26 protein-coding genes and 1 tRNA gene are annotated in these 23731 nt (G+C 61.5%); 12 read left to right on the forward strand and 15 right to left on the reverse strand.

Features of this window, described 5'->3' with window-relative positions; genetic code table 11:
* Nucleotides 1-217: 217 nt before the first annotated feature.
* On the reverse strand, nucleotides 218-1672 hold the full coding sequence (dnaA, locus tag HMPREF9161_RS06215; RefSeq protein ID WP_009728839.1) for a chromosomal replication initiator protein DnaA: 1455 nt from the start codon (nucleotides 1670-1672) through the stop codon (nucleotides 218-220).
* Nucleotides 1673-2072: 400 nt separating this feature from the next.
* Between dnaA and rpmH the strand changes: the two genes are divergently transcribed.
* The 5 genes from rpmH (at nucleotide 2073) to jag (ending at nucleotide 5034) form a co-directional block, all read left to right on the forward strand.
* Nucleotides 2073-2207 carry a 50S ribosomal protein L34 gene (gene rpmH / locus HMPREF9161_RS06225; protein ID WP_037348618.1) on the forward strand — a complete coding sequence of 45 codons (135 nt, stop codon included), beginning with the start codon at nucleotides 2073-2075 and terminating at the stop codon, nucleotides 2205-2207.
* Nucleotides 2208-2291: 84 nt separating this feature from the next.
* Nucleotides 2292-2681 carry a ribonuclease P protein component gene (gene rnpA / locus HMPREF9161_RS06230; protein WP_009728840.1) on the forward strand — a complete coding sequence of 130 codons (390 nt, stop codon included), beginning with the start codon at nucleotides 2292-2294 and terminating at the stop codon, nucleotides 2679-2681.
* Nucleotides 2678-2887 (forward strand): membrane protein insertion efficiency factor YidD, encoded by a 210-nt coding sequence (yidD, locus tag HMPREF9161_RS06235; RefSeq protein WP_009728841.1) that lies wholly within the window; start codon nucleotides 2678-2680, stop codon nucleotides 2885-2887. Before rnpA ends, yidD begins: the two co-directional genes overlap by 4 nt.
* A gap of 433 nt (nucleotides 2888-3320) precedes the next feature.
* Nucleotides 3321-3998: a YidC/Oxa1 family membrane protein insertase gene (locus HMPREF9161_RS06240; RefSeq protein WP_009728842.1), complete on the forward strand. Its 678-nt coding sequence runs from the start codon at nucleotides 3321-3323 to the stop codon at nucleotides 3996-3998.
* A 1-nt stretch (nucleotide 3999) separates the two neighbouring features.
* Complete coding sequence (gene jag, locus HMPREF9161_RS06245) at nucleotides 4000-5034, forward strand: RNA-binding cell elongation regulator Jag/EloR (protein WP_009728843.1); 1035 nt, start codon at nucleotides 4000-4002, stop codon at nucleotides 5032-5034.
* Between the two features lie 221 nt (nucleotides 5035-5255).
* Here jag and HMPREF9161_RS06250 read toward each other — a convergent pair whose 3' ends face one another.
* The 10 genes from HMPREF9161_RS06250 to HMPREF9161_RS06295 all read right to left on the reverse strand — a co-directional run bounded on the left by HMPREF9161_RS06250 (nucleotide 5256) and on the right by HMPREF9161_RS06295 (nucleotide 15739).
* Nucleotides 5256-6305: a 2-hydroxyacid dehydrogenase gene (locus HMPREF9161_RS06250; protein WP_009728844.1), complete on the reverse strand. Its 1050-nt coding sequence runs from the start codon at nucleotides 6303-6305 to the stop codon at nucleotides 5256-5258.
* Between the two features lie 39 nt (nucleotides 6306-6344).
* The gene (locus tag HMPREF9161_RS06255) at nucleotides 6345-7229 is read right to left on the reverse strand and encodes a class II fructose-bisphosphate aldolase (protein ID WP_009728845.1); all 885 of its coding nucleotides are present in this window, start codon (nucleotides 7227-7229) and stop codon (nucleotides 6345-6347) included.
* A gap of 25 nt (nucleotides 7230-7254) precedes the next feature.
* Nucleotides 7255-7836 (reverse strand): glycerol-3-phosphate responsive antiterminator, encoded by a 582-nt coding sequence (locus tag HMPREF9161_RS06260; protein WP_009728846.1) that lies wholly within the window; start codon nucleotides 7834-7836, stop codon nucleotides 7255-7257.
* Nucleotides 7829-9358: an FGGY-family carbohydrate kinase gene (locus HMPREF9161_RS06265; RefSeq protein WP_009728847.1), complete on the reverse strand. Its 1530-nt coding sequence runs from the start codon at nucleotides 9356-9358 to the stop codon at nucleotides 7829-7831. The genes HMPREF9161_RS06260 and HMPREF9161_RS06265 overlap by 8 nt, the downstream gene beginning before the upstream one ends.
* Before the next feature lie 27 nt (nucleotides 9359-9385).
* The gene (locus tag HMPREF9161_RS06270; protein WP_009728848.1) at nucleotides 9386-10141 is read right to left on the reverse strand and encodes an SDR family NAD(P)-dependent oxidoreductase; all 756 of its coding nucleotides are present in this window, start codon (nucleotides 10139-10141) and stop codon (nucleotides 9386-9388) included.
* Nucleotides 10142-10155: 14 nt separating this feature from the next.
* Nucleotides 10156-11181 (reverse strand): 2-hydroxyacid dehydrogenase, encoded by a 1026-nt coding sequence (locus HMPREF9161_RS06275; RefSeq protein WP_009728849.1) that lies wholly within the window; start codon nucleotides 11179-11181, stop codon nucleotides 10156-10158.
* A 16-nt stretch (nucleotides 11182-11197) separates the two neighbouring features.
* The gene (locus tag HMPREF9161_RS06280; RefSeq protein ID WP_009728850.1) at nucleotides 11198-12460 is read right to left on the reverse strand and encodes a PTS transporter subunit IIC; all 1263 of its coding nucleotides are present in this window, start codon (nucleotides 12458-12460) and stop codon (nucleotides 11198-11200) included.
* A 34-nt stretch (nucleotides 12461-12494) separates the two neighbouring features.
* Nucleotides 12495-12758, reverse strand: coding sequence for an HPr family phosphocarrier protein (locus tag HMPREF9161_RS06285; protein ID WP_009728851.1), 264 nt, complete (start codon nucleotides 12756-12758; stop codon nucleotides 12495-12497).
* Nucleotides 12759-13132: 374 nt separating this feature from the next.
* Complete coding sequence (locus HMPREF9161_RS06290) at nucleotides 13133-14374, reverse strand: NADP-dependent malic enzyme (protein ID WP_009728852.1); 1242 nt, start codon at nucleotides 14372-14374, stop codon at nucleotides 13133-13135.
* A gap of 24 nt (nucleotides 14375-14398) precedes the next feature.
* On the reverse strand, nucleotides 14399-15739 hold the full coding sequence (locus HMPREF9161_RS06295; RefSeq protein WP_009728853.1) for an LCP family protein: 1341 nt from the start codon (nucleotides 15737-15739) through the stop codon (nucleotides 14399-14401).
* Nucleotides 15740-16033: 294 nt separating this feature from the next.
* Here HMPREF9161_RS06295 and HMPREF9161_RS06300 point away from each other — a divergent pair, with 294 nt between their 5' ends.
* From HMPREF9161_RS06300 to HMPREF9161_RS06315, 4 genes are all read left to right on the forward strand, one after another.
* Nucleotides 16034-16522: a CYTH domain-containing protein gene (locus HMPREF9161_RS06300; RefSeq protein WP_009728854.1), complete on the forward strand. Its 489-nt coding sequence runs from the start codon at nucleotides 16034-16036 to the stop codon at nucleotides 16520-16522.
* Nucleotides 16523-16794: 272 nt separating this feature from the next.
* On the forward strand, nucleotides 16795-17472 hold the full coding sequence (locus HMPREF9161_RS06305) for an MgtC/SapB family protein (protein ID WP_009728855.1): 678 nt from the start codon (nucleotides 16795-16797) through the stop codon (nucleotides 17470-17472).
* A 24-nt stretch (nucleotides 17473-17496) separates the two neighbouring features.
* The gene (locus tag HMPREF9161_RS06310; RefSeq protein ID WP_009728856.1) at nucleotides 17497-17973 is read left to right on the forward strand and encodes a dCMP deaminase family protein; all 477 of its coding nucleotides are present in this window, start codon (nucleotides 17497-17499) and stop codon (nucleotides 17971-17973) included.
* A gap of 129 nt (nucleotides 17974-18102) precedes the next feature.
* Nucleotides 18103-19287, forward strand: coding sequence for an iron-containing alcohol dehydrogenase (locus HMPREF9161_RS06315; RefSeq protein WP_009728857.1), 1185 nt, complete (start codon nucleotides 18103-18105; stop codon nucleotides 19285-19287).
* Between the two features lie 63 nt (nucleotides 19288-19350).
* Here HMPREF9161_RS06315 and HMPREF9161_RS06320 read toward each other — a convergent pair whose 3' ends face one another.
* The 4 genes from HMPREF9161_RS06320 to HMPREF9161_RS06335 all read right to left on the reverse strand — a co-directional run bounded on the left by HMPREF9161_RS06320 (nucleotide 19351) and on the right by HMPREF9161_RS06335 (nucleotide 22497).
* Complete coding sequence (locus tag HMPREF9161_RS06320; RefSeq protein ID WP_009728858.1) at nucleotides 19351-20610, reverse strand: hypothetical protein; 1260 nt, start codon at nucleotides 20608-20610, stop codon at nucleotides 19351-19353.
* A gap of 373 nt (nucleotides 20611-20983) precedes the next feature.
* A complete protein-coding gene (locus tag HMPREF9161_RS06325) occupies nucleotides 20984-21424 on the reverse strand; it encodes a metal-dependent hydrolase (protein ID WP_009728859.1) in 441 nt (146 codons plus the stop codon).
* The gene (locus HMPREF9161_RS06330; RefSeq protein WP_009728860.1) at nucleotides 21421-21864 is read right to left on the reverse strand and encodes an Rrf2 family transcriptional regulator; all 444 of its coding nucleotides are present in this window, start codon (nucleotides 21862-21864) and stop codon (nucleotides 21421-21423) included. The genes HMPREF9161_RS06325 and HMPREF9161_RS06330 overlap by 4 nt, the downstream gene beginning before the upstream one ends.
* A 108-nt stretch (nucleotides 21865-21972) precedes the next feature.
* On the reverse strand, nucleotides 21973-22497 hold the full coding sequence (locus tag HMPREF9161_RS06335; RefSeq protein ID WP_009728861.1) for a hypothetical protein: 525 nt from the start codon (nucleotides 22495-22497) through the stop codon (nucleotides 21973-21975).
* Nucleotides 22498-22704: 207 nt separating this feature from the next.
* Here HMPREF9161_RS06335 and HMPREF9161_RS06340 point away from each other — a divergent pair, with 207 nt between their 5' ends.
* From HMPREF9161_RS06340 to HMPREF9161_RS06350, 3 genes are all read left to right on the forward strand, one after another.
* Complete coding sequence (locus HMPREF9161_RS06340; RefSeq protein ID WP_009728862.1) at nucleotides 22705-22920, forward strand: DUF1659 domain-containing protein; 216 nt, start codon at nucleotides 22705-22707, stop codon at nucleotides 22918-22920.
* 36 nt (nucleotides 22921-22956) lie between these two features.
* On the forward strand, nucleotides 22957-23172 hold the full coding sequence (locus HMPREF9161_RS06345; protein WP_009728863.1) for a DUF2922 domain-containing protein: 216 nt from the start codon (nucleotides 22957-22959) through the stop codon (nucleotides 23170-23172).
* A 211-nt stretch (nucleotides 23173-23383) separates the two neighbouring features.
* Nucleotides 23384-23460, forward strand: a tRNA-Arg gene (locus HMPREF9161_RS06350).
* The last annotated feature ends 271 nt before the right edge of the window (nucleotides 23461-23731 follow it).

The following is a 23731-nucleotide window of genomic DNA, read 5'->3' on the forward strand; positions in this document are numbered from 1 at the left end:
GCGGCGGATTGTTGAAAAACTGTGGAGAACTGCGTCTGTGTTGTCCACAGTTTGCACAGATCGGCGCCGTATGCGGAGTCGTCCACAAAACATCCACAGGATATGCCGCGGCGCATCCACAAATATATTCACAGGCGGAGCGACGACATATTTTGCCGCTTAAATTCCCGCATCGGCCGCAGCGAACGGCACGGGGCGCAAAAATCCCACGCCGCGCCTATAGACCGCGAATCTGCATCGTCAGCGATTTAATCAACGCGTCCGTTTCGGGATCTTCGCTTGTGAGGCTTTGGATCTTCTTGTGCGCGTGAATGACCGTCGAGTGGTCGCGGTTGAAGAATCCGCCGATCGTCGGCCACGATACGTCCGTCAGCTCGTGGCAGAGGTACATCGCCACTTGACGGGGGAACGCGATATCGTTGCTGCGCTTCGAGGAACGGATGTCTTCGCTCGTCACCTTAAAATGGGTGCAGACCATGCGCTCGATCACCTCCATCGTGATCCGGCGTCCCGTCTCCCCGCGCAGATAGTTCCCGAGCGCCGCGACGCACGTCGATTCGTCGATCGGCAGGCGCATCGTCGAGGCGTATTTGATGAGGCGCGTGAGCGCCCCCTCGAGCTCGCGGATGTTGCTGTCCACGCGGCTTGCGATATAGGTGACCACATCGCCCGGGATGTCGATCTCCTCCGACTGCGCCTTTTTCTGGAGGATCGCCATGCGGGTTTCGAACTCCGGCGGCTGAATGTCGACCACCACGCCGCCCGAGAACCGCGAGACGAGACGGTCCTCGAGATCCTTCACGTCCTGCGGTTGACGGTCGCACGTCATGATGATCTGACGGCCGCTGTCGCGCAGCTTGTTGAACATCTGGAAGAACTCCGTCTGCGTCTGCAGCTGGCCGGAGAAAAATTGGATGTCGTCGATGAGCAGCACATCGATGTTGTAGTATTTTTCACGGAACGCGTCCATGCTCTTCTCGCGGATCGAACGGATGAATTCGTTGGTAAAATCCGTGCTGGCGATGTAGAGCACGCGCTTGTTCGGATGATCCGCGATGATCTTGTGGCCGACCGCGTGCATCAGATGCGTTTTGCCGAGCCCGACGCCGCCGTAGATGAAGAACGGATTGTTCGACGGCAGACCCGGAGCGTCGGCGACCGATTTTGCCATCGCATAGGAAAACTGATTCGAACGGCCCGTGACGAACGCGTCGAACGTGTACTTTGGATTCAGCGTCGTCCCGTCGTCGGGCGCGGCGGCATGCGCGCTTTCGTTTGCCGCGGGAGACGGCGTGAGCGGGAGCGTTCCCTGTGCGGGCGAAGTCCCGCCGCCGTAGGGCGTTTCCGATGTTTCGGCCGTGAGGAGAACGTCCGCCGGCGTCATATCGTCGGCAGGGGCGAATTTTGCGGCGGACGGGTCGATGATCAGACGGAACGTATAGGACGTGCCGAGAGCCTCGTGCGCCGCGTCGCTGAGCAGCACGAGGTAGCGGCGCTCGATGAACTGCTTCGTGAACGTATCCGGCACCGCCAGAACGAGTTCGTTCTCGTCGAGAGTGACGGGGGCGATCCGCGGGAGCCAGTTCGTTACGGCTTCCTGCGGCAGAATGCCGTCCGTCTTTTCCAGAATCTGCCGCCACAGCGCGGCAACGGGGGGATGCTTTTCTTCCATGCGCTCGAATCCCTTCAAAAAAATTGTATTATCAACAGCGTTATTCACAGTTGTGGATAAATCCGACCAACCGAATGACAAGAAAATGCAAGCGTGTGAAAAATTATGCACGATTTTTTCACAGGTTTTCAACAACGGGGCGGGGATATCTCGGCAAAATCCGACGGACTTATGAACGGGTCGATCCGCCCCTGCGACAAAGATCACGAATTGGAAATTATTTTAACAAAAAAAGCGATACTTATCAACAGAGGCTTTTGTCCCGATCTCGAAAAAAACACCCGAAAGGCGCGCTAATTGCCTTGACAGCGGCCGTTTCGTTCGTCTATAATGACCGAGGGCGAAATCATAGATTGGAAGACGCCGCGGCATCTGCGGCGGTGAAGGAGGTGACGATGAGGTGAAGAGAACGTATCAGCCGAACAACCATTGGAGAAAAAAGACGCACGGATTCCGTGAGCGCATGAAGACGAAAGGCGGCCGCCTCGTAATCAAGAGAAGGCGTCAGCGCGGCAGAAAGAAACTTTCGGCGTAACGTGTCCGGCAGCTTATTGAGACATCGATAGGACGTCGATTGAAAGCAGGAGGTCACCGCGGGTGACCTCTTTTTTACTGAACCATGAATAAACTGAGATACACGCTCCCGCGCGCGCGGATGATCAAGCGCCGCGGCGACTTCCAACTCGTCTATCATAAGGGGCGGTCCGTGCCCGGGCGGCGCATGATCCTCTATGTCCTGCGCGACCCGCGCGTCGCGGGAAAGGTCGGCTTTGCCGCCGGCAAAAAACTGGGCTGCGCCGCCGTGCGCAGCCGCACCAAACGACTCATGCGCGAGGCGTATCGGCTCATGCAGCACGACCTGCGGCAGGACGTCGGTATCCTCCTCGTCGGGCGCGCCGGTCTTGCCGCATGCAAAATGCAGGATGCCGCCGACGAGCTGAGAAACCTCGCGCGCCGCGCGAAAATCCTGGCGGCCGGCAGAACGGCGCGCGCGGAGGAGCAATTATGAAACGCCTGCTCCTCTTCGGCATACGATTTTACAGAAGCTGTATCTCGCCCTTTCTCCCGCCCACGTGCCGCTATCGGCCGACCTGCTCTGCGTATGCGATGGAGGCCGTCGAGCGCTACGGCGTCCGGCGCGGCGGGTGGATGGCCGTGCGGCGGATACTTCGGTGTCATCCGTGGGGGGGGAGCGGCTACGACCCCGTCCCTTGAGGCGTGAGACGTGATCTTTGCGCACAGCGTTGTCATAACATCGAATGCTTCGGTCGACGTAGGTTTTCACTACGCCTTCCCTAGCATTCTCCTTATTCCTAGCTGTGCATCAAAGCTGACGCCTCACTCAGGTATCCGATCGAGACGCGAGATCTTGGCGTCCAGCGTCGTCACTGCGAAAAATCCTGCGGTCGACGTAGGCATCTACTACGACTCCCTTGGATTTTTCTCGTTCCTTGCTGTACATCCAAGCTTTCGCCCCGCTTACCGTACGGCAGGATTTTCGCGCGCTGCATCGAAACTGCCGCGTCACTTACCGTATCGCCTTTACAGCGGGCTTTCCGCGCGCTTTGTCATCGCCCTTCCATGAACGCATCGTACAAACGCAACCGAACGACAGAAACGCTTCCCTAAATCGGAGGAGGAACTACACTTGATCGAATTTTTCAGCAATCTGTTTGCGCCCATCATCCATTTGCTCCAGATGATCCTCGGCGCATTTTACACCGTCACCAGCGCCGTGGGGCTCGAGAGCTACGGCTTCCCCATCATCCTGCTCACCGTCCTCATCAAGCTGGTCACCTATCCCTTGACCGTCAAACAGGTCAAGTCCATGAAGGCCATGCAGGAAATCCAGCCCAAGATGAAAAAGATCCAGGAGAAATACAAGAACGACCCGCGCATGCTCCAGCAAAAGACGGGAGAGCTCTTCCGCGCGGCGGGCGTCAATCCCCTGGCCGGCTGCCTGCCGCTTCTCGTGCAGATGCCGATCCTCATGGGCATGTATTACGCCCTCTTCAACTTCGCCTATCCGAGCGAGGCCGCGGAGGCGTTCCTCTGGCTGCCGCATCTGTCGGCGCCGGACCCGCTCTATATCCTGCCCGTCCTCTCGGCGCTCACGACATTTCTCCAGCAGAAGATGACGAGCACCGAGATGAACCAGCAGATGAAGATCATGATGACCGTCATGCCCCTTTTCATCGGCTGGATCAGCCTTAACTTTCCGGCGGGGCTCGTCCTCTACTGGGTGACCATGAACATCGTACAAATCGCGCAGCAGTGGTGGATGTACCGCGGCGAAGAAAAACCCGCAAAAAAGGAGGCGGCATAACATGGCAGAGATCATCGAGACCACAGGGAAAACCGTAGAGGACGCGCTTTCGACAGCGCTTGATAAACTCGGCTGCGGCCGCGAAGAGATCACCTATGAAGTCCTGCAGGAGCCGTCGAACGGATTCCTCGGGCTTTGGGGCAAACGCGCGGCGCATATCCGCGTCACCACGCGCCCCGTCATCCCGGCGCAGCGTACGGAGACGAATGTCCCCGCCCCGACCGTGACGTCTCCGCAGGCCGCACCCGCGGATGAATTTCCGCAGCGGACAAAGCGGTTCCATACCGACCTCAGGAGCAGCGCGCGTGCGCGCGCAAATCATGCGGAGCACGCCGCGCCGGCATCGCGTGCGGAGCGCCCGGAACGCGGCGGGCGCGGCGACCGCCGGGAAAGGGGGGCGGAGGCGGAGGACCGATCCGCACGCCGCTATGACAGAGAGCGTTCGTCCTATGACCGCGCGCACGCGGGCGCCGGCGAAGAGCAGCCGCGCCGCGCCGACCAGCTCCCGCTCGTGCCGCCCTCGCCCGAGATGCTCGCGCGCGCGGAGGGCTTCCTGCGCGACATATTCGGCGCGATGGCGCTGTCCGTCACGCTCAGCCGCAGCGACAGCCCGATCGGCGTCACCTACAACATGCAGGGCGAGAACCTTGGCATCCTCATCGGCAAGCATGGACAGACCCTCGACGCGCTCCAGTATCTCGCCAATCTCGTTGTCAACAGGAACCGCGAGACCGCCGGTTACACCCGCATCATCCTCGATGTCGAGGACTACCGCACGCGGCGCGAGGAGACCCTCACGCGCCTTGCGGGGCACCTCGCGGACAAGGCGTGCCGCATCGGCGAGGAGATCCGCCTCGAGCCCATGAGCCGCCACGAGCGCAAGATCATCCATATGGCGCTCCAGGACAACCGCCGCGTCACCACTTACAGCGCCGGCGAGAACCCGCGCCGCTACGTCGTCATCGTGCCGAAGCGCCGCCGCTATAACCGCGGCGGGTATGCGGAGAATACCTTCGAGGACGGGTACGAGAGATAAGGCATCCTAAGGAAAAAAGAAAGAAAAAGGACAATCCGCGTCGGATTGTCCTTTTTGCATTGAGAAAATACTCTCTATTAGCGCGTATCCGCGCATCCCGCCCGTGCCGCCGCGCCGGCCTTTGATGCTGGGGCGATCGGCGCGGCGTGCGGGCGTTTCCCTGTGCGGAGGGATGTTGTCTTGACGAGGCTGTCTCGGCGCCTGCGCATAACGTGCGGCAGTCACGGCCGCATATTGCGTACGTTGACCATCTTCTCGCCCTTCAGATAGCGCGTCAGATCCTCCAGGCCGATCTCGACGGATGTTTGCATGGTGTCGCAGGAGGTACCCGCGAGATGGCTGGTCAGCGTGATGTTGTCGAGCTGCAGATAGGGATGGTCCTTGGGCAGCGGCTCCGTATCGTAGACGTCGACGGCCGCGCCGCCGATCGCATGCGTGCGCAGGGCCTCCGTGAGTGCGGCGGTGTCGACGAGGCCGGCGCGCGCGGTGTTGATGAGGTATGCGGTCGGCTTCATTTTCGCCAGTTCCGCCGCGCCGATGAAATGCGCGGTCTCCGCCGAGAGGCGCAGATGGAGCGTCACGATGTCCGACCGGGCGAGCAGCTCGTCCGCGGAAACGAAGGAGACGTCCGGATCGGAAACCGTCTGCGGATCGACATAGGGATCGTGCACCAGCACGCGGCACTCGAATCCCGTCAGCCGCTGCCGCACGCGCCGGCCGATGTAGCCGTAGCCGATGATGCCGACGGTCATCCGGCGCATGTCGTGGATATAGGCTTGATTGACGTACGCCTTGCACCAGTTTCCCTCCATGAGGAGGCGGTGGCTGCGCGCGATGTTCTTGTTCTCCGCGATCATCATGCCGACGGTGAAGTCGGCGACGGCGTTCGCGCTGCGCCACGGGGCGTTGACGAGGAGAATGCCGCGTTCGGTCAGCAGCGGCACGTCGGCGTTTTCATAGCCGCCGCGGAGCACGGCCGCCACTTTGAGGCGCCGGGCCCGCGCGAGGACCGCGCGGTTGACGGAGGCGACGTGGACGACGATGATGTCCTTGTCCGCGCAGTGTTCCAGCAGCGCCGCGCAGGTCGGCGCGGCGTCGATGCCCTTTTGCTCGATGAGCGTCATGCGGTCGGTGATCGGCCCCATGGCGTACATATCCGTATCCTCGACGATCGTGACTTCGGCGCCGTACCGCTCGAGCCGGCGGAACTCCTCCATCATCTCTACGGTGATGCCGCCGTCCGCGACGCAGAGAATCTTCGTTTTATCCATAGGGAACCCCCTCCTTTTCTTTGCGGAATGCCGCGGCGGTCACGCCTTGCCGGCCGAGCCGACGAGCGCGATCTTGCGGCGCACGACCTCGCGCAGGGCGGCGAGCGGTTTTTGATAGAGCTGGTGCGGCCAGATCGCGAGGTGCGCGGCGTGCGCGAGCTCTTCTTTCAGCGCGCCGTTGAAGGCCGTCAACATCTCGGAGAAGATGTTCAGCTTGCAGATGCCGAGCGCGACGGCTTTGCGGATCTGATCGTCCGGCGTGCCCGAGCCGCCGTGCATGACCATGGGGACGGAGGAGATGTCGTTCAGCGCCGCCAGCCGGTCGAAATGCAGTTTCGGTTCGCGCACGTACAGGCCGTGCGCCGTTCCTACGGCGACGGCGATGCAGTCCGCCTCCGTGCGGGCGATGAAGTCGGCCAGCTCGTCCGGCTGCGTGAGGAAGTCGTCGGGGTCGTCGAACCCCGATTTTTTCTCCGCGCCGATCTCGCTGCTGCCGACGATGCCGTCGCCCACGTGGCCGAGTTCCGCCTCGACGGTCACGTCGAAACGATGCGCGTAGGCGACGACCTCCCGCGTTTTGCGGATGTTCTCCTCCAGCGGGAGCACGGAGCCGTCGAACATGACGGAGGAAAAGCCGCCGTCGACGCACTCCTTGATGAAGTCGAGATCCGTCGCGTGATCGAGATGCACCGCGACGGGGACGTCCGCCGCGGCGGCGAGCGCCTTCACGGAGGAGAGCCAGTAGGGGAGACGGCCGTCCGCGAGGTCCGGGGTCAGCCCCATGAGGATGACGGGGGAGCGCTGCTCCCGCGCGGTTTCCGTGACCGCCGCCGCCATATCGAGATTGCTCACGTCGAACGCGCCGACCGCGTATTTGCCGCGCCGCGCGTCCGCGAGCATTTTTTTCATATTGACCAAGGGCATGAGGATATTCCTCCCTTCAAAAACGTTATTTTCCGGCAGAGGCGCGCGGCCGGTCTCCCGGTTCCCACAGTTCCCGCGTGCTCGTCATGATGCCGTCGAAACCGCGCCGCCGGAGCCGCTCGGCAAAGTCCTTCCGATTGATGAAACCGCTCGCAAAGATCTTGCCCGAAAAGACCTTGCGGAACACGTCGAGGAAATCGTACGCGCAAACTGCCGGGCGGAGTTCGACGGCGTCGGGCTTCGTCACTTCGATGGAGCGGAAGGCCATCTCGAGGGAGAGCGAATCGAGCAGCGGGACCTTCCAGATCGTCTTGAGCCCGACGGCCTTCGCGCGGCTGATGTGATAGGGGTTCGCGCCGATGACCGCGTCCACCTTATACGCCTTTTTCAGCATTTCAAAGGCGACGGTGTCGCTCCCGAGGCCGCCGATGAGTTCGTGGTTGACGATCGCCTCCTTGCCGTGCCTATGGCAAAGAGCCGTGAGCTCGGCGAGATTGCCGATATGGGAGACCGTACTCAGCAAAATCTCGCGGTGCCGGGACTGTAGGGCGCGGTCCAGCGTCCGCATGTCCCGCACGGACGGGATCAGGATAAACGCCTCAGCCATCGCCCGCTCCGTCCCAGTAGCGCAGGAGATGTTCGTTGAGCCGCTGCCACTGTGCGTAGCGGTCCCGGTAGAATGCGGCCTTCTCCGGATCGGGGAGAACCGGCGCTTTCAGTTTCACGGAGCGCGCGAACGCGTCCTCGTAGCTCTCGTATACGCCCGCGCCGATGCCCGCGACGATGGCGACGCCGTGCGCGCCCGTCTCGTCGGAGGCCACGATTTCGACGGGGAGCTGCATCGTGTCGGCAAAGATCTGCGTCCACACGGGGCTTTTCGCCATGCCGCCCGTCAGGCGGATCAGCGTGGCGGGCAGGCCGGCGCGGATGAGGAAATCGATGTGGAATTTGTGGATGAACGCGATGCCCTCGACGACGGCGTAGCAGAGATCTCCGTAACTCGTATGCGTGTTGATGTTCGTAAAACCCGCGCGCGCGTTGACGTGGATGCTCGGGGAAGCGATAAAGGGCTGGAAATACGGCGTGTCCATCGTCGGCTCCGCCGCGCGGATCCACTCGTTCAGCACGTCGTAATAGCCGCGCTGCTCATAGACCGCGGCGAGGCGCGCCTTGTCGCCGAGCACATGGTTGAACCATTCGTAGTTCGTGGCGGATGCGCCCGTATACGAGCAGTTCAGATATTCGTTCTTGTGAATGTAGGGCATGTTGCTGGACGCGTTCGGTATGACGCGGCTCGAGTGCGTCTCGTTGATGCACCATGAGCCCGCGATCGATGTGATCACGCCGTCGCCCGTTGCGCCGGCCCCGACGAGGCTCGCGAGGATGTCCATCATGCCCGCGGCGATCGGCGTGCCCTCTTTGAGTCCCGTCTCCCGCGCGGCCTCCGCCGTCACCGTTCCGACGATCTGTTCGGGACTCGTGTGCAGCGCGGGCAGCTTGTCGAACATCTCGGGAATGCCGTACAGCTCCAGCAGCTCCCGCGAATACTCCATGGTGTCCATATCGACGAGGAACGAACCGCCGATGATGTTGAGATCCGTGGCGAAAACGCCGGAGAGGCGGTACATCAGATAGTCCTTGAACATCAGCACGCTGCCGATCCTGTCGTAGACGGCGCGCTCGTGTTCCTTGTACCAGCGCAGGATCGGACCGGGCTCGCCCGCAAAGAGCGTGCCGTGCACGATCCGGTTGATCTTGTCGTACGTGCCTTCCTTTTGATAGAGCGCGAGGATATCGTTCGCGCGGTAGTCCTGCGAAAAGCAGCCGGGCGCGATCGACCAGCCCTTTTCGTCGAGAAAGACGACCCCGTTGCCGAACGATGTGACGCCGATGCCCGCGATGTCCTCGGGCGCGATGCCGGCATCCTCGATCGCCTGTTTGATGCACTGCGAGACGATGTGCCACAGTTCGTCGACGTCGAACTCCTCGAAGCCCCTGCCCCGCGGCGCGAGATGCATGCGTTCGGAGCTCTTCGTTGCGGCTGCGGCGACGACCTTGCCCACGTCGTCAAAGATGACCGCTTTGCTCGACGTATTGCCGGCGTCGATGCCGATCAAATATTTCGTCATGCTCAAAACCTCCTTCCAATCGACCGATCAGCGCATCAGCATGCCGCCCGTGGCGTCCAGCGTGATGCCCGTCAGATAATCCGCTTTGTTCGAACACAGGAAGACGACGCCGTAGGCGACCTCCTCCGCCTGCGCCACGCGGCCCAAGGGGATCCGCTTGCAGTAGTAGTCCATGCGCGTCTCCAGCGCCGCGCGGATCATGGGGGTGTCCATGATGCCCGGCGCGACGGCGTTGACGTTGATGCCCTGCGGCGCGAGCTCCCGCGCGAGCGATACCGTAAAGGCCACGAGGCCCGCCTTGGACGCCGCGTAGTGCGCGTGTCCCGTCGTCGAGCCGCAGAACGCCGCCTGCGACACCACGTTGACGATCTTGCCCGCGCGGCGCTCCGCGCTCAGGTGCCGGGCAAAGTCGCGGCAGAGGACGAACGGGCCGACGAGATTAACGTCGAGCGTCCGCCGGAAATCCGCCTCCTCCATATCGAGGACATAGGCCTGCGGCCAGATGCCCGCGGCGTTGACCAGGATATCGAGCGGACCGAGGATATCGACGGCCGCGCGTACGGCGTCCTGCCGGTCCGCGCCGCCCAGGTCGCAGGCGACGCCTGCGGCGCGGACGCCGTATGTTTCACGCAGTACGGCTGCCAGCGCCTCTCCTTCGTCTCCGTGGCGGCTGACCGCGACGATGTTCGCGCCCTCCTGCGCAAGCAGTTCGCACACCGCTTTGCCGAGGCCCTTCGTTCCGCCGGTGACAAGCGCGTTTTTGCCATGCAGTCCGAGTTCCATGCCGCACCTCGTTTCTATCGTACGATCCAGCGCGAGGATCTGTCGCCCGAGAGCGCGGGCGCCATCTCCTGCGCGAGCAGGACGGGCGAGCGCAGAAACGCGTCCGTGGTCCCGCCCGCCAGGTGCGGCGTGAGCGTGACGTTCGGGAGCCCTACCAGGGGATCGTCCGCTCCCGGCGGCTCGTGTTCAAAGACGTCGAGCGCCGCCCCCCGCAGCTGCTTGTTCTTCAGCGCCGCGGCGAGCGCCGCCTCGTCCACGAGCCCCGCCCGCGCCGTGTTGACGAAGTACGCCGTCGGTTTCATGAGAGAGAACGCGCGCGCATTCATCATGCGCTTCGTCTCGTCCGAGAGCCGGCTGTGCAGCGTGACGAAATCCGACTGCATGAGCAGATCGTCGAGCGGAAGCCGCGCGACGAAGTCCGGGAAGGATGCCGCGTAGGGGTCGTAACCGACAAGGCGTACGCCGAACCCGCGCAGACGGCGGGCGACCTTGACGCCGACCTGTCCCATGCCGATGATGCCGACGGTCTTGCCCTCCAGATCGGGCACGGCGCCGGCGTTCGCATAGTCTCTGACCCAGCGGCCTTCTTTCAGATTTGCGTGCGCTTTCGCGATGTTGCGGCACTCGGCCAGCAGCATGCCGACGGTGAAGTCCGCCACCGCCGTCGCGTTCCGTCCCGGCGTGTGGAATACGGCGACGCCCTTTGCGGATGCGTACGGCACGTTGATATTCTCATAGCCCGCGCGCAGGACACCGACGAGCTTCAGTTTTGTGCAGGCGTCCAGCACCTTTTTCGTGACGGGACAGAACTGCGTGATGAGGATCTCCGCATCGCGCAGTTTCTCCACGAGCGCGTCCGGGACGTCGTAGGCCTCGCTGCCCTGCGTCTCCACGCGCAGGTTGATGTTCTGCAGCTCCTCGTAGTCCCGCAGGGGCCAGTCGACGGTCTCGACCGTCACGCCGCGTTCCCTGTACGGTGCAAAGCCTTCTTCTATGTACGACGACGGGATGAGCAGGTCGCCGATGCCGATGAGTTTCATATTGATCGCCTCTTTATCACATGCCGATGAGCTGTCCGAGCTTGATCAGCGCCCAGCCGACGGGCGTATTATACGCCGATACGAGATTTCCCAGCTCCGTCGAGGTCACGTTGCTCGGCAGCCGGACGTTCGCCTGATCCGCCGCCATGCCGTAGACGCCGGAGAGATCGCTGCCCGCGTAGAGCGCGAGCGTTACGATGACGAGACCCGTGACGAAGATGCGGAACATGTTCCGCTTGCAGAACGGCGCGACCATCGAGATGAGGAAGACGATGGACGCGAGATCAACGAAGGGCAGCATGCGGTTGCCCGGCAGAATAATGGAGATGAACAGCGTCGCCGGGATGAGCAGGAGGCCCGTCGCGATGATGCACGGCTCGCCGATGAGCAGCGCCGTATCCATGCCGATGTTGAACTCTCTGCCCGGGAAGACCTTTTTCAGCACCGTTTCGGCCTGGTCGCGGACGATCATGACGCCCTCCACCGTGATCTCAACCATCTTCGGCAGGAGAATCATGACGGCGGCGACCTGAACGGCGAGGAACGCGCATTGACCGACGCCCCAGCCCGCGAGGATGCCCATGCCCGCGCCGAGGATCGTCGCGAGGGTGATCGGTTTGCCCAGAACGCCGAGTTTTTCAATAACGCCCTCGGGGCTCAGGTTGATTTGACTCAGCCCGGGGATGCGCTCGATGACCGCGTTGACGAGGATGCCGATCGGCACATAGACGCCGCAGGTCGCGTGGACGAACGCGACGCCCTTGAGGTTGTACATCTTCTGGATCGCGGGCGCCGTCTTGTCGGCGATGATGAAGGCGATCAGATAGAGAATCAGCGAGCCCGCCGTGCCGATCGCGAGACTGCCCGTCTCGCAGTAGATCATGGAGCCCGGCAGGAGGATCAGCCAGTAGTTGAAAATATCGATGTTCAAAATCTGCGTCTTTTTGAGTGCGAGCAGGATGATATTCAGGAGGATTGCGCCCGGCACCACCATGGGGATCAGCGGCGACGACCAGCCGATCGCCGCGCTCGTCGCCCAGCCGGCGTCGATGACCGTCAGGCTCGCGCCGAACCGCGCGACCATGTCCTCGGACGCGGGGCCGAGACTCCCCAGCAGCATGGACACGATCAGGTTGATCCCGGTGAAGCCCACGCCGACCAGCATGCCCGCTTCGAACGCCTTGCCGACGGGCAGGCGGAAGCAGATGCCCAGGATGAAGAAGATGACGGGCATCATGACCGTCGGACCCAATGCTAAAACTTCGTTCAGAAATTCCATGTCATTCACCTCGATATCAAAAATGCATCGTCATTTACCGGTAAATATCCTTTGCGGCGAGCATGCCCGCGAGCGTATACGCGGCGGCCGCCGCCTCCGGCCCGGAAGCCTCGACCGTAACCTCGCTGCCGCAGGTGATGCCGAGTCCCATGATTTCGAGCACGTCCGTCGCCTTTGCCTCCTTTCCGTGTGCGTGCAGACGAATCTCCGCCTCGAACTTTGACGCGCGGTCGGCGAGCAGCACGGCCGGGCGCGCATGAAGCCCCGAGGGGTTCTCCATGACGATCGTCACTTTCATGTCGGTCCCTCCTTTCTTTGATAAATAAAAAAGCGGCATTAGGAGATAAGGAGACCCCTCATCTCTTAATACCGAATTCTTTTGCATACTTCAGTAGTCAAGCTATTTTGTTGTAAATCCCTCTCTTTTTCTGAATTATAATAATCATATCACATCTCTTGTAAACCTGCAAGAAGAATTTGCGATGCAGATGCAGTAGGACGAATCTCCGGCCGCATGCCCGGCAGCGCCGTATTTTCTTCGAGGAGAACGCGCCGTGCCCAACGGGGGAGACGAATATAAAAAGGAGCTGCCGCACGCACGTGCGGCAGCTCCTTGCGCCCTCGGTCAAGCAGGATTCTTCAGAGAAACGCGGCTATGCGCGAAGATCCGCGTCACGCCTTATGCCCCAGAAGTTCCCGCGTATGCGCGGCCACATCCTCCGGGGTGATGTCCGTCTTGCGCGCGACGCCCGTCTCGAGCGCGGCCTTTGCGACGGCGGCGGCGACGGTGGGCGCGACGCGCGGGTCGAGCGGGCTCGCGATGATGTTGGTCTCGTTGAGCTCGCTCTCGGGGATGAGGGAGGCGATCGCGCCCGCGGCGGCGATCTTCATCTCCTCGTTGATTTCCTTCGCGCGGACGTCGAGCGCGCCGCGGAAGATGCCCGGGAACGCGAGGAGGTTGTTGACCTGGTTCGGGAAGTCCGAGCGCCCGGTGCAGACGATGCGCGCGCCCGCTTCCTTCGCCTCGTCGGGCAGGATCTCGGGCACGGGGTTCGCCATCGCCATGACGACGGGCTCCGGGCTCATGGTCTTGATCATCTCCTGCGTGAGACTGCCGGGGGCGGAGACGCCGATGAAGATATCCTTGCCGCGGACGATCTCGGCGAGGGTACCGCGCTCTTTCCCGAGGTTGGAGACCTTTGCGATGCTCTCTTTGTACGGGTTCATGTTCTCGGGGCGGCCCTCATAGATGGCGCCCGTGGTGTCGCAGAGGACGACGGTGGTCGCGCCGTAGGCGAAGAGGAGACGCGCGATGGCCTGGCCCGCTGCGCCCGCGCCGTTGATGACGATCCGCGCGGCGCGCAGATCCCGTCCGAGGTATTTATACGCGTTGAGGAGCGCGGAGATGACGACGATGGCGGTGCCGTGCTGGTCGTCGTGGAACACGGGGATGTCGAGGGTTTTCTTCAGCTCGTTTTCGATGTCAAAGCATTGGGGCGCCTTGATATCCTCGAGGTTGATGCCGCCGTAGGTCGGCGCGATGAGTTGGCAGACCTTCACGACGTCCTCGACCTTCGGGCTGTCGACGCAGACGGGGACGGAGTCGACGCCCGCAAAGCCCTTAAAGAGGATGGATTTGCCCTCCATGACCGGCAGTCCCGCGCCCGCGCCGATGCTGCCGAGACCGAGGACGGCGGTGCCGTTGGTGACGACGGCGACCATGTTGCCCTTCGTCGTGTAGTCGTAGATGCTCTCCGGGTCGTCCTTGATCGCAAGACACGGCGCCGCGACGCCCGGGGTGTAGGCGCGGCTGAGATCGTCGCGCGAGGTCAGCGGGACGGTCGGGGTGACGGCGAGTTTGCCGTGGTGGCTCTTGTGGAGGTCGAGTGCTTCTACATCAAATTTGCTTGCCATGGTGTGAGACTTCCTTTCTTTCTCCTACTGCTGTTTTCCTGCATTTGCGGCGCCGCGCGTGGGGGCGCCGCCGGCGGATGAGCGCGTGTCGTCGCCGCCCGCGAAGGAACCGCCGCCCGCGCGGGTGCTGGCGTGACGGCCGGTGTCCGGGGATTTGGCCGACGAGCCGCTGCGGCCCTGCGGCGCTGCGGATCCATCGCCGCGCGTGCTCCGGGTGCCGGAGGCGTCGCTGCCGGTGCGCTGCTTGCCGGATTTCCCGGAGGGGCTCTTCGCGTCCGCGTCGTCCGTGTCCTTTGCGCGGTCGGATTTGCCCAGCGCCTCATCCGCGCTGACGGCGCGCCCGACGGAGGTGTCTCCTGCCGGGAGTTCGGTCGCGTTTGCGGGGATGGAGTCCTCGTATTCGCGGATCGCGCGCTCCATGCGGCTGCGCTCGGCGGGGCTGAGCGTGACGCCGAGGGTGCTCGCCATCGAGCGGCGGAGCTCCGACATGTTCGGGATCCAGTAGCTGACCTCGTCGATGTAGAGCGGCCGTCCGGGCACCATATCGGTGCGCAGACCCTTCGCCTGCGACTCGCGCAGGGTGCCGATGAACTCGAGCATCTGTCGGAGCGAGAGATCGGTCTTCACGCTGTCGATGACGCTGCTGATGATGCTCGGCAGGCGCGGGATGATGGCGGGGGTCGTGACCGCGTCGACGCATGCCTTCATGAATTTTTGCTGGCGGCGGACACGGCCGATGTCGCCCTCCTCGTCGCGGTAGCGCACGTAGGTGACGGCGGTCTTGCCGTCCATGTGCTGCATCCCGGGGCGCAGATCGATGACGAGACCCCCGTCGTCGTCCCACGGGTCCTCGTAGTACATGCGCTTTTCGACGTTGATATCGATGCCGCCGATGGCGTCGACGATCTTTTGGAAGGCGTGCGTGTTGATGATGACGTAGTGGTCGATGCGGATGCCAAGGAAATCCTCGACGGTGCGCTGGGTGAGTTTCTCGCCGCCGTAGGCGTATGCGGCGTTGATTTTGTCGTAGCCGTTCCTAGGAATAGCGACGCGCGTGTCGCGCGGGATGGAGAGCAGCGCGGCCTCCTTTTTCCCCGGGTCGATGGTCGCGACCATGAGGGTGTCGCTGCGGCCGACGTCGTCCGCGCGCTCGTCGACGCCCATGATCATGATGGTCGCCTTGTCCTTGGCGGTGAGAAGCTCTTCTTTTTGCACGTCCTGCCGCCTGTCCAGCAGGCTGCTCTCGGCGAAGAATACGCCCGCGATCGCCGCGAGGACGAAGACGAATATGGTGCCGAGCACGACGAACGGCCATGTTTTCTTTTTCGGTTTGACCGGGCGCCGGGGCGGTGGTAGTTTGCTCAAATGACTCTCCTATCTGATGCGAGGCGAGATCCTTGTGCCTGGCTTCGCCGCATCGCGCATGCCGCGGGATGACGCGGCGAGATGCCCGTCTTCGTCACAAAGCCCGATGATTCGCCGGATTGCTGCTTGTCTGAGATCCCTACACCTCGATGAATTGCCTTGCGTTCGCTCATATCCTAGATTATACTGGATGACAAAAGAACGCGGGATTCATTCAGTATCAAATAATATATAGCAAACGCCGCCAATATGCAACCTATTTAATCATGTATTCATAGAAGGGACGCGGTTCTCATGGGCGTTGAAATCGAACGAAAATTTCGGGTGCGGGAGGATTTTCAGCCGCGGGGGACGGGCACGCGCATCGTCCAGGGCTACCTCTCCCGCGATCCCGCACGGACGGTGCGCGTGCGCGTCGCGGGAGACCGCGCGTACCTGACGGTGAAGGGGGAGACGCACGGCGCGCGCCGTTCTGAGTTCGAGTATGAGATCCCCGCGGCAGACGCGCGGGCGATGCTCGCGCTGTGCGCGCCGCCACTCGTCGAGAAGACGCGCCGCCGCGTGCCGTATGCGGGGCATACGTGGGAGGTCGACGTCTTCCACGGGGCGAACGAGGGGCTCCGCGTTGCCGAGGTGGAGCTCCGCGACGAGGCGGAGGATGTGACGCTGCCGCCGTGGGTGACGGTCGAGGTGACGGGGGAAAAACGATACTACAATGCGTCTCTCATCGCGTATCCCTTTGCCCTGTGGACAGCGGCGGAAAGGGATGTTCATCCACTGTGATCTGTGGATAAGTATACATGGGCGGTCTACAAAATATGGAATTCAGATATTTTCCAGATTCAATATATGGTGTTATCCACTACCTTATCCACGTTATCAACAGAAATCGGAAAACCGTTCGGAAATTTTTTCCACACTGTGTAAAGATATGTGGATAAAGGAAATTTCGGGCTTTTGCACAAATCTATCCACAAGGTTTTACACAACTGGGGATAACTTGTGATGAAGTGTTGATTTTATAATTTATTCTGTTATGAAAGGGATTTTTACAGATGCAAGAATGGGAAATCTGTCTGCGGCTCGTGCTCTCCTGCGTGATGGGCGGGATCATCGGCTACGAGCGGCAGATGCGGCATAAATCGGCGGGGCTCAGGACGAACATGCTCGTCTCGCTCGGCTCCTGCCTCATCATGATCCTATCGCAGGCGCTCTACGACAACGTGGAGGGCAAGACAAACGCCGACCCCGCGCGGCTCGCGGCGCAGGTCGTCAGCGGCATCGGCTTCCTCGGCGCGGGCGCGATTATGAAGGAGGGTCTGACGGTCACGGGGCTCACGACGGCGGCGTGCCTTTGGGTCGTCGCGGGCGTCGGCCTCGCGGTCGGCGCGGGGTTTTACTTCGGCGCGGCGGTGACGACGCTCATCGTGTTCCTCATCCTCGGCAACCTTTCGCGCCTCGACGCGTGGGTCGATCAGGACCAGCTCCTCTCGCTCTCCGTGCACACGGTCGACCGCCCGGGGCAGATCATGCGCATCAGCGCGTGCATCGAGGATCTGCACCTGCGTTCGCGCGGCGTGAAGGTAAAGACGGACGAGGACGAGGCGGAGACGCCCGGGGAGCGGCGCATCTACGTTAGTTTCGAGGTCTACAATACGGAGAATCTGAAACCCGTCTTTATCGTGGACGCGCTGCGGCAGGTGGACGGCGTGCTCCGCGTGGATGTGGTTTGACTTACGGATGAAAGAGGCGGCAAAATGATTATCACATGGGACGAGTATTTTATGGGCATCGCGATCTTCTCCGCATATCGGAGCAAGGATCCGCACACGCAGGTCGGCGCGTGCATCGTGAACGAGGATAAGCACATCGTCGGCGTCGGCTATAACGGCATGCCGAACGGATGTGACGACAGCGAGTACCCGTGGGGGCGGACGGGCGAGTTCGCGGATCAGAAATATCCCTACGTCGTGCACGCGGAGCTGAACGCGATCCTCAACGCGAGCACCTCGCTCAAGGGCTGCCGCATCTACGTCTCGCTCTTTCCGTGCAACGAATGCTGCAAGGCGATCATCCAGAGCGGCATCCGCGAGGTCGTCTACCTCTCGGATAAATACGCCGCCACCGACAGTACGAAGGCGTCGAAACGGATGCTCGCCTCCGCGGGCGTTGTGTGCAGGCGCATGGAGACCGACCTCACCGAGGTGCCCGTGTCGTTTGCGGTGGAGGAGTAGCCAAGGAACCGAGGTGAGCCAAATGGAAGATTTCTTGACGATGTATTCTGTCCACCGAAAATAATAAATTTATGATATAATAGCCGCTATGATAACAAAACGGATTTTTGCGCCGAGGAGGACGTATACATGCAGAGTTTTACCTTTCATAGCCCCACCGAGATCATCTTCGGGCGGGGCGCGGAGGACCATGTCGCAGAGAAACTGCGCGCCTATGGGGCAAGCCGCATCCTCATCCTCTACGGGGGCGGCAGCGTCGTCGCATCGGGCCTCCTCTCGCGCATTGAGAAGAACCTGACGTCCGTCGGGCTCGCCTTCCTCGTCATCGGCGGCGTCCGTCCGAACCCGCGCGTCTCGCTTGTGCGCGAGGCGATCCGCGAAGGCGTCGCGGCGGATGTGAACTTCGTCCTCGGCGTCGGCGGCGGCAGCGTCATCGACTCGGCAAAGGCCGTCGCGCACGGCATCGCCAGCCCCCATGTCGATATCTGGGATATCTGGACGCATAAGGCCCCGCTCGAAAAGACCACCCCCTTCGGCTCCGTCCTCACCATCCCCGCGGCGGGCAGCGAGGTGAGCGACTCCGCCGTCCTCACGAACGAGGACACGGGGCGTAAGCTCGGACTCAACACGCCGCTCAATCGGCCGCTCGTCGCCTTTATGAACCCCGCGCTCGCGTTCACGCTGCCGCGCGCGCAGATCGCCGCGGGCGCCTCCGATATCATGATGCACACGATGGAGCGGTACTTCACGAATGTCAAGGAGCCGAACGTTTTTACCGACCGCGTTTCCGCCGCGCTCATCCGCACCGTCATGGAGTGCGCGGAGCGCCTGCTCGTCAGCCGCAAGGACTACGATGCGATGAGCGAACTCATGTGGTGCGGGAGCGTCTCGCACAGTGGGTTCACCGAGCTCGGCCGCTGCAAGGATTTTTCCGTGCATAAACTCGGGCACGAACTCTCGGCGCGCTTTGATTCGACCCATGCCATGACGCTCACCGCGCTCTGGGCATCGTGGGCGCGGCACGTCTATCAGTACGACCCCGCGCGGTTCGCACAGTTCGCCGCCGACATCTTCGGCGTCAATGCGGGGACGGACGAGGAGCGCACCCGCGCGGGCATCCGCCGCATGGAGGAGTTCTTCGCCTCCATCGAGATGCCGACGAGCCTTGCGGGCCTCGGCATCGGCACGCTCACGAAGGGCACGATAGAGGAACTCGCGGGCGCCGCCACGGCGAACGATACCGTCCGCCTCGGCTCGTTCCACCCGCTCACCCGTGCCGACGCGGCCGCAATCTATACTGCCGCGAATCATTGAGCAGATAAAGAGAAAAGCTGCCGTATGCGTAAATCATACGGCAGCTTTTTTGCTGTATCGTTTTTATGCGTCGAACCGGGTGCCCTTCTGATTCGCGTTTTTTTGCCGCGCAAGCATCTGTATGCGGATGGAATTGATGCGGTTCTTGATGGCGGTGACGAGCTCCTGTTTTTGGTCGGGCGGCATGGCGGATTTCTTGACCGTTTCAAGCTGCCGTTGGAGATTGCGGAGCTCTGTTTCAAGCGGGTTTTCCTTGTGGCGGGGGTCGTTTTCTTCCGCAAGGCCGAGCGCCTTTTCCGCCTCTCGTTCCTGTTTGGTCTTGGCGCGCGTCCAGCGGCCGTCGGGCAGCCGGTATTGGTAGCCGAACTCGCGCTGCCGCGCAAGGCTCCTGATGAATTCGATTTCGTCGGGTGCCTCCCCGAGTGCCTCGTCCATCTCCCTCGCCGTGTAGCGAATGGCGTCCGTGTCGCCCCCGCGTACGGAGTGCTGCAGGCGCTCATAGGTCTTATCCATGCCCTTGATGCGCAGAGCGTCGCGCCACAGCGCCCCATCGCCGTAGGTGAATGATGTGCCCATGATGCGGTCCAAGAATTTTGGGTCGTCGGGGGAGGTGAGGAAGGAGCGGTAGGCGTCGGCGGTGTCTTTGAGGCCGGCCTTCTGGAGTGCATCCGTAATCTCCCCGCGGGTCTTATAGGCGCCCTGCGCGACCTTTACCCAGATATCGTCCGCCTCGCGGTGGCGCGCCATGAAGTCAAGCTGCTTGACGCCGATGTTGGCGAGCGAACCGTTGTATTCGTAGCGGATTCCAATGTCCGTTGCGGGGTCTGATGTGACAAATACGCCGGCGCGGCTCTGCAGCTCGCTCGCGTAGGCCTTCGTCCGCGCGTATTCGGCATGTATGGTGCGTCCGCGGGCAATGTGCTTATCGATTTCGCCGTCCGTATGCGTGATGTTGGCGATTGCGGCCATTGAGGCAAAGAGTAGGTTGTACTTCCGGAATGTCTCTTCGCCGCCGCGCTGGATTTTTGAAATGATGCCGCGGTACCGTTCGAACTTTTTATCCGCCTCGGGAAAGAGCGGCGTCCAAAAATCAAGCCGCCGCTGTTTCATCTGCTCTTCGTCAAGGTGCCAGCCGAGCACTTGGTCGCCGAGCAGCTGCAGCTCGGCATCTTCGGCGGTGAAGGCCTTTCCGAATATGGTGGCATGCTCCTTGCCGAACTTCTCCGCCTCGGCGTCCCGCGCGGCGCGCCACTGCCGGTAGAACTCTTCCTGCGACTGCGGTTCGGCGGTGATGGTCCCGTCGAATTGTTTAAAATTCTGCATGAGCCACCGGAGCCTATCCTCGGGGGTCATGTTCTCAAGACGCGCGCGCGTACTGAGGTCGACGGCATAGGCGGGCGTGTCCTTTTGCTCCGGTCCCTGCTGCTGCGCGGCGGCGGCGTTTTCGTTCCTAGAGACTAGTTTTTGTCCGCGGGGGGGGGGGGGATAGGGGCGTCTACGCTCCGCGGTACTGCGGCTCCTGTGGTTCCAACCTTCATCGTTGTGTCACACTCCTTTGCTGACTGATGAGAATAAACCTCTTATCTGTGATATCGTATAGTAATGAAAAAATATAAGAGAATTATGGCGCTGTATGCCGTTATTTCATAGAAAAACCGCCGTCCGAACGTATTCAGGCGGCGGCCATGTATCCTGTTCATAGAAGGCTGCGTATCACATAAACGGCAGCGATACATGCGAGCACGAAGAGGTACTCGCGGAAGGAGCCGACGGTGAAGAGGCGGATGCCGTACTTCTCCGACGGGGTGAGGAGCGGGACTTTGCCGCAGACGGCGTCCTCGGCGATGTGCAGGAGGGCGCCGATGAGGAGCCAGGTGAGCACGGAGAAGAACGCGGCGTCGTAGAAGAAATACCCCGCGCTGTGCGTGAGCGCGCCGAGGAGGGCGAGGTAGAGGAGCGGCCAGTGCGACCAGCCGCGATGGCGGCTGCGCCATGTGCGCCAGCCGACGCTGCCGGGCGTGCCCTCAATTTTATCCGGAAGAATCGCGCCGACACATGCCGCAGCGGCGGGGAGCGGGTCCTGTGTTGCGGCGTAGGCGATGGTGCCCGTTAAGGCGATGTGGCTTATCCACTTCATTTCGCCGCGCGTATCTCCCGGCGCGCGTCCGCCGCCACGTCCGCAAGCGTCATGCGCGACATCTCGCGTTCCATCGCGCGCTGTATCTCGGTGAGCCGCCCGTCCAGCGCGCCGTGGATGCTGCGCCCCACGGGGCAGGCGGGGTTCGGGTTCTCGTGAAAGCTAAAGAGCGCGTCGCTCCCGAGGCTCTCCACGGCGTGAAATATATCGGCGAGCGTGATATCGGTGAGCGGCCGCGCCAGATGCGCCCCGCCCTCGCGGCCGCGCGTCACGCGGATGAGGCCCGCGCGGCGCAGCTGGCCGAGGATGCGGCGGATGACGACGGGATGCGCGCCAATGCTGCCCGAGAGCGACTCGCTCGTCTCGGTCTCCGTATCGCCGAAGATGTCGATACAGACGAGAATGTGTACGGCAATCGTAAAACGACTTGAAATCTGCATATTGTATCCTCCACTGTTCTGTATGATACAATGGAAGTGAGAAAAATGCAAGCGTTTCGTCGTAGACCGTCGCATCCATCGCGCAGAGCGCAAAGACCTGCGGGCAATCTAGCCGTATACCTGCACGGCGCTGAGCTGCTGCTGCGTCGTGACGACGAGTTTGAGATGCACCGTATGCGCCTCCTTTGCGAGGCTGCGAATCGTCGGCTGGCGCCAGAGGGAGTGAACGATCTCTCGGCTTTGGAGACAAATATCGGTACCGCCCGGCGCCGACCGGTCCATGTCGTATCGGTGCGAGATGTTGATGTAGCCGAGCGTCCCGCGCCGCCCGTCCACCGGACGCATCATAACGGGGACGAGCACGCACCCGAGCCCGATCGGCAGGGGGATGTTGCGCCGCCGCGAAAGGCTGCGTCCGGCATTGCGGCGGATGAGCCGCAGATCCTTGTCCTCGCGCTCCGCCAGACAGGAGAGCACGTATTCGGCCGCGGCGATGAGCGGAAAACTGCCGCCCGCAACGGGGTAGACATGCGTCCGGTTTCCACCGTCCGCACCCGTTACCGGAACGACTGCAAGGATGTCCGCCGCCGGGGGCAGGCACTGCATCAGTTGTTCGCGCTTGGAAAAATTCATATCGGATCTCCTTTCTCTGCTTCTCCGCGGTTGGCGAGGCCGCGGAACAGTTCTGTATAGGATCACCCGTTTCCTTTCTGAAAGATATTATATAGAAAATACGTTCGTATGTAAAGAAATTTTTCGAACGCGGTTCCTCCTTTTTTGACCTGCGGCAGGTATAGAGATGTAAGGCTTACAAGAATAGAGAGAAAGGAGTTGATCCGGATGGCACGCAAGAATGCAGCGAGCAGGCTCACGCTGAAGGTCGTGACGGGCGTCGGCGCGGACGGCAAGAACACCTATGCCAACCGCTCCATCGGCAGTCTGTCCCCGGCGCTGACCGACGAGGATGCGCTCGCGGTCGGCAAGGGATTCGCAGGCCTCCAGAAGCACGGCCTCGATACCGTAACGCGTACGGATTCCGCCGTCCTCGAGGACTAAGGGATCCGATGAATGAAGAGAAAGGAGGGAAGCACGATGGCAACGAAGAAACTGCGCATGACGCTCGGACTCGAAGGCGGCAAGGCATTCATGATGAGTCTCGCCGACCCGAAGGACGGCCTGACGAAGGCAGAGGTCACAACGTGTCTGCAAAACGTCATCGACAAGAAGGCGATTGTCTCGGGCACGGCATACCCCGTCTCCATCAAGGAGATCGCCGTTCAGACCGTCGAGACGCAGGTGCTCGCCTGATATATTAGGACCCCGAGGTCCTCGTATCGAAGGAACCGCCCCGCAGGGAAATGCGGGGCGGTTTTTTTCGTGCCGGAGGTGCACGGCAGCCGACACAGATTCGCGTCCCGCCGTATTTTTGTGCGAAAATATCGTCCGTGCGGCTCCTTTGAGAGATTGCCGCGCGAGGGCTTGCATATCCGTCGGCGGTCTGATAAAATCTATATCACTTGCGGTTGTAGCTCAGATGGATAGAGCATCTGCCTCCTAAGCAGAGGGTCGCGCGTTCGACTCGCGCCAATCGCACCACAGTATATAAGTCTTTGAGAAGGAGCGCGGCGTGCCTACGCAACGGTGACCTTCCAAACGGTTTTTGAGTGACGGTACGGAGATTTTCCGTACCTTTTTTTGTTGGAGAATCGTACCCTCGTATTCTGTTACCTTTGGCGCAACTCATTTAAAGAGTACGTTCTGTTGGACGAAATATTACCGCGTTTTTCATATAGAGGCTGATCGCGTCGATATGTGCGGCAGTTTGTCCGATGCAGCGGAATAAATAGGTATAGGGGTGGAAGTTTGT

It is taken from the genome of Selenomonas sp. F0473 (assembly GCF_000315545.1).
In the GTDB taxonomy this organism is placed as follows: Bacteria; Bacillota; Negativicutes; order Selenomonadales; family Selenomonadaceae; genus Centipeda.

Coding starts and splice junctions, on each gene's coding strand:
- dnaA (WP_009728839.1), bottom strand. CDS start 1,672: ATGGAAGAAAAGCATCCCCCCGTTGCCGCGCTGTGGCGGCAGATTCTG.
- rnpA (WP_009728840.1), top strand. CDS start 2,292: ATGAATAAACTGAGATACACGCTCCCGCGCGCGCGGATGATCAAGCGC.
- yidD (WP_009728841.1), top strand. CDS start 2,678: ATGAAACGCCTGCTCCTCTTCGGCATACGATTTTACAGAAGCTGTATC.
- jag (WP_009728843.1), top strand. CDS start 4,000: ATGGCAGAGATCATCGAGACCACAGGGAAAACCGTAGAGGACGCGCTT.
- HMPREF9161_RS06250 (WP_009728844.1), bottom strand. CDS start 6,305: ATGGATAAAACGAAGATTCTCTGCGTCGCGGACGGCGGCATCACCGTA.
- HMPREF9161_RS06255 (WP_009728845.1), bottom strand. CDS start 7,229: ATGCCCTTGGTCAATATGAAAAAAATGCTCGCGGACGCGCGGCGCGGC.
- HMPREF9161_RS06260 (WP_009728846.1), bottom strand. CDS start 7,836: ATGGCTGAGGCGTTTATCCTGATCCCGTCCGTGCGGGACATGCGGACG.
- HMPREF9161_RS06265 (WP_009728847.1), bottom strand. CDS start 9,358: ATGACGAAATATTTGATCGGCATCGACGCCGGCAATACGTCGAGCAAA.
- HMPREF9161_RS06270 (WP_009728848.1), bottom strand. CDS start 10,141: ATGGAACTCGGACTGCATGGCAAAAACGCGCTTGTCACCGGCGGAACG.
- HMPREF9161_RS06275 (WP_009728849.1), bottom strand. CDS start 11,181: ATGAAACTCATCGGCATCGGCGACCTGCTCATCCCGTCGTCGTACATA.
- HMPREF9161_RS06280 (WP_009728850.1), bottom strand. CDS start 12,460: ATGGAATTTCTGAACGAAGTTTTAGCATTGGGTCCGACGGTCATGATG.
- HMPREF9161_RS06285 (WP_009728851.1), bottom strand. CDS start 12,758: ATGAAAGTGACGATCGTCATGGAGAACCCCTCGGGGCTTCATGCGCGC.
- HMPREF9161_RS06290 (WP_009728852.1), bottom strand. CDS start 14,374: ATGGCAAGCAAATTTGATGTAGAAGCACTCGACCTCCACAAGAGCCAC.
- HMPREF9161_RS06300 (WP_009728854.1), top strand. CDS start 16,034: ATGGGCGTTGAAATCGAACGAAAATTTCGGGTGCGGGAGGATTTTCAG.
- HMPREF9161_RS06305 (WP_009728855.1), top strand. CDS start 16,795: ATGCAAGAATGGGAAATCTGTCTGCGGCTCGTGCTCTCCTGCGTGATG.
- HMPREF9161_RS06310 (WP_009728856.1), top strand. CDS start 17,497: ATGATTATCACATGGGACGAGTATTTTATGGGCATCGCGATCTTCTCC.
- HMPREF9161_RS06315 (WP_009728857.1), top strand. CDS start 18,103: ATGCAGAGTTTTACCTTTCATAGCCCCACCGAGATCATCTTCGGGCGG.
- HMPREF9161_RS06320 (WP_009728858.1), bottom strand. CDS start 20,610: ATGCAGAATTTTAAACAATTCGACGGGACCATCACCGCCGAACCGCAG.
- HMPREF9161_RS06325 (WP_009728859.1), bottom strand. CDS start 21,424: ATGAAGTGGATAAGCCACATCGCCTTAACGGGCACCATCGCCTACGCC.
- HMPREF9161_RS06330 (WP_009728860.1), bottom strand. CDS start 21,864: ATGCAGATTTCAAGTCGTTTTACGATTGCCGTACACATTCTCGTCTGT.
- HMPREF9161_RS06335 (WP_009728861.1), bottom strand. CDS start 22,497: ATGAATTTTTCCAAGCGCGAACAACTGATGCAGTGCCTGCCCCCGGCG.
- HMPREF9161_RS06340 (WP_009728862.1), top strand. CDS start 22,705: ATGGCACGCAAGAATGCAGCGAGCAGGCTCACGCTGAAGGTCGTGACG.
- HMPREF9161_RS06345 (WP_009728863.1), top strand. CDS start 22,957: ATGGCAACGAAGAAACTGCGCATGACGCTCGGACTCGAAGGCGGCAAG.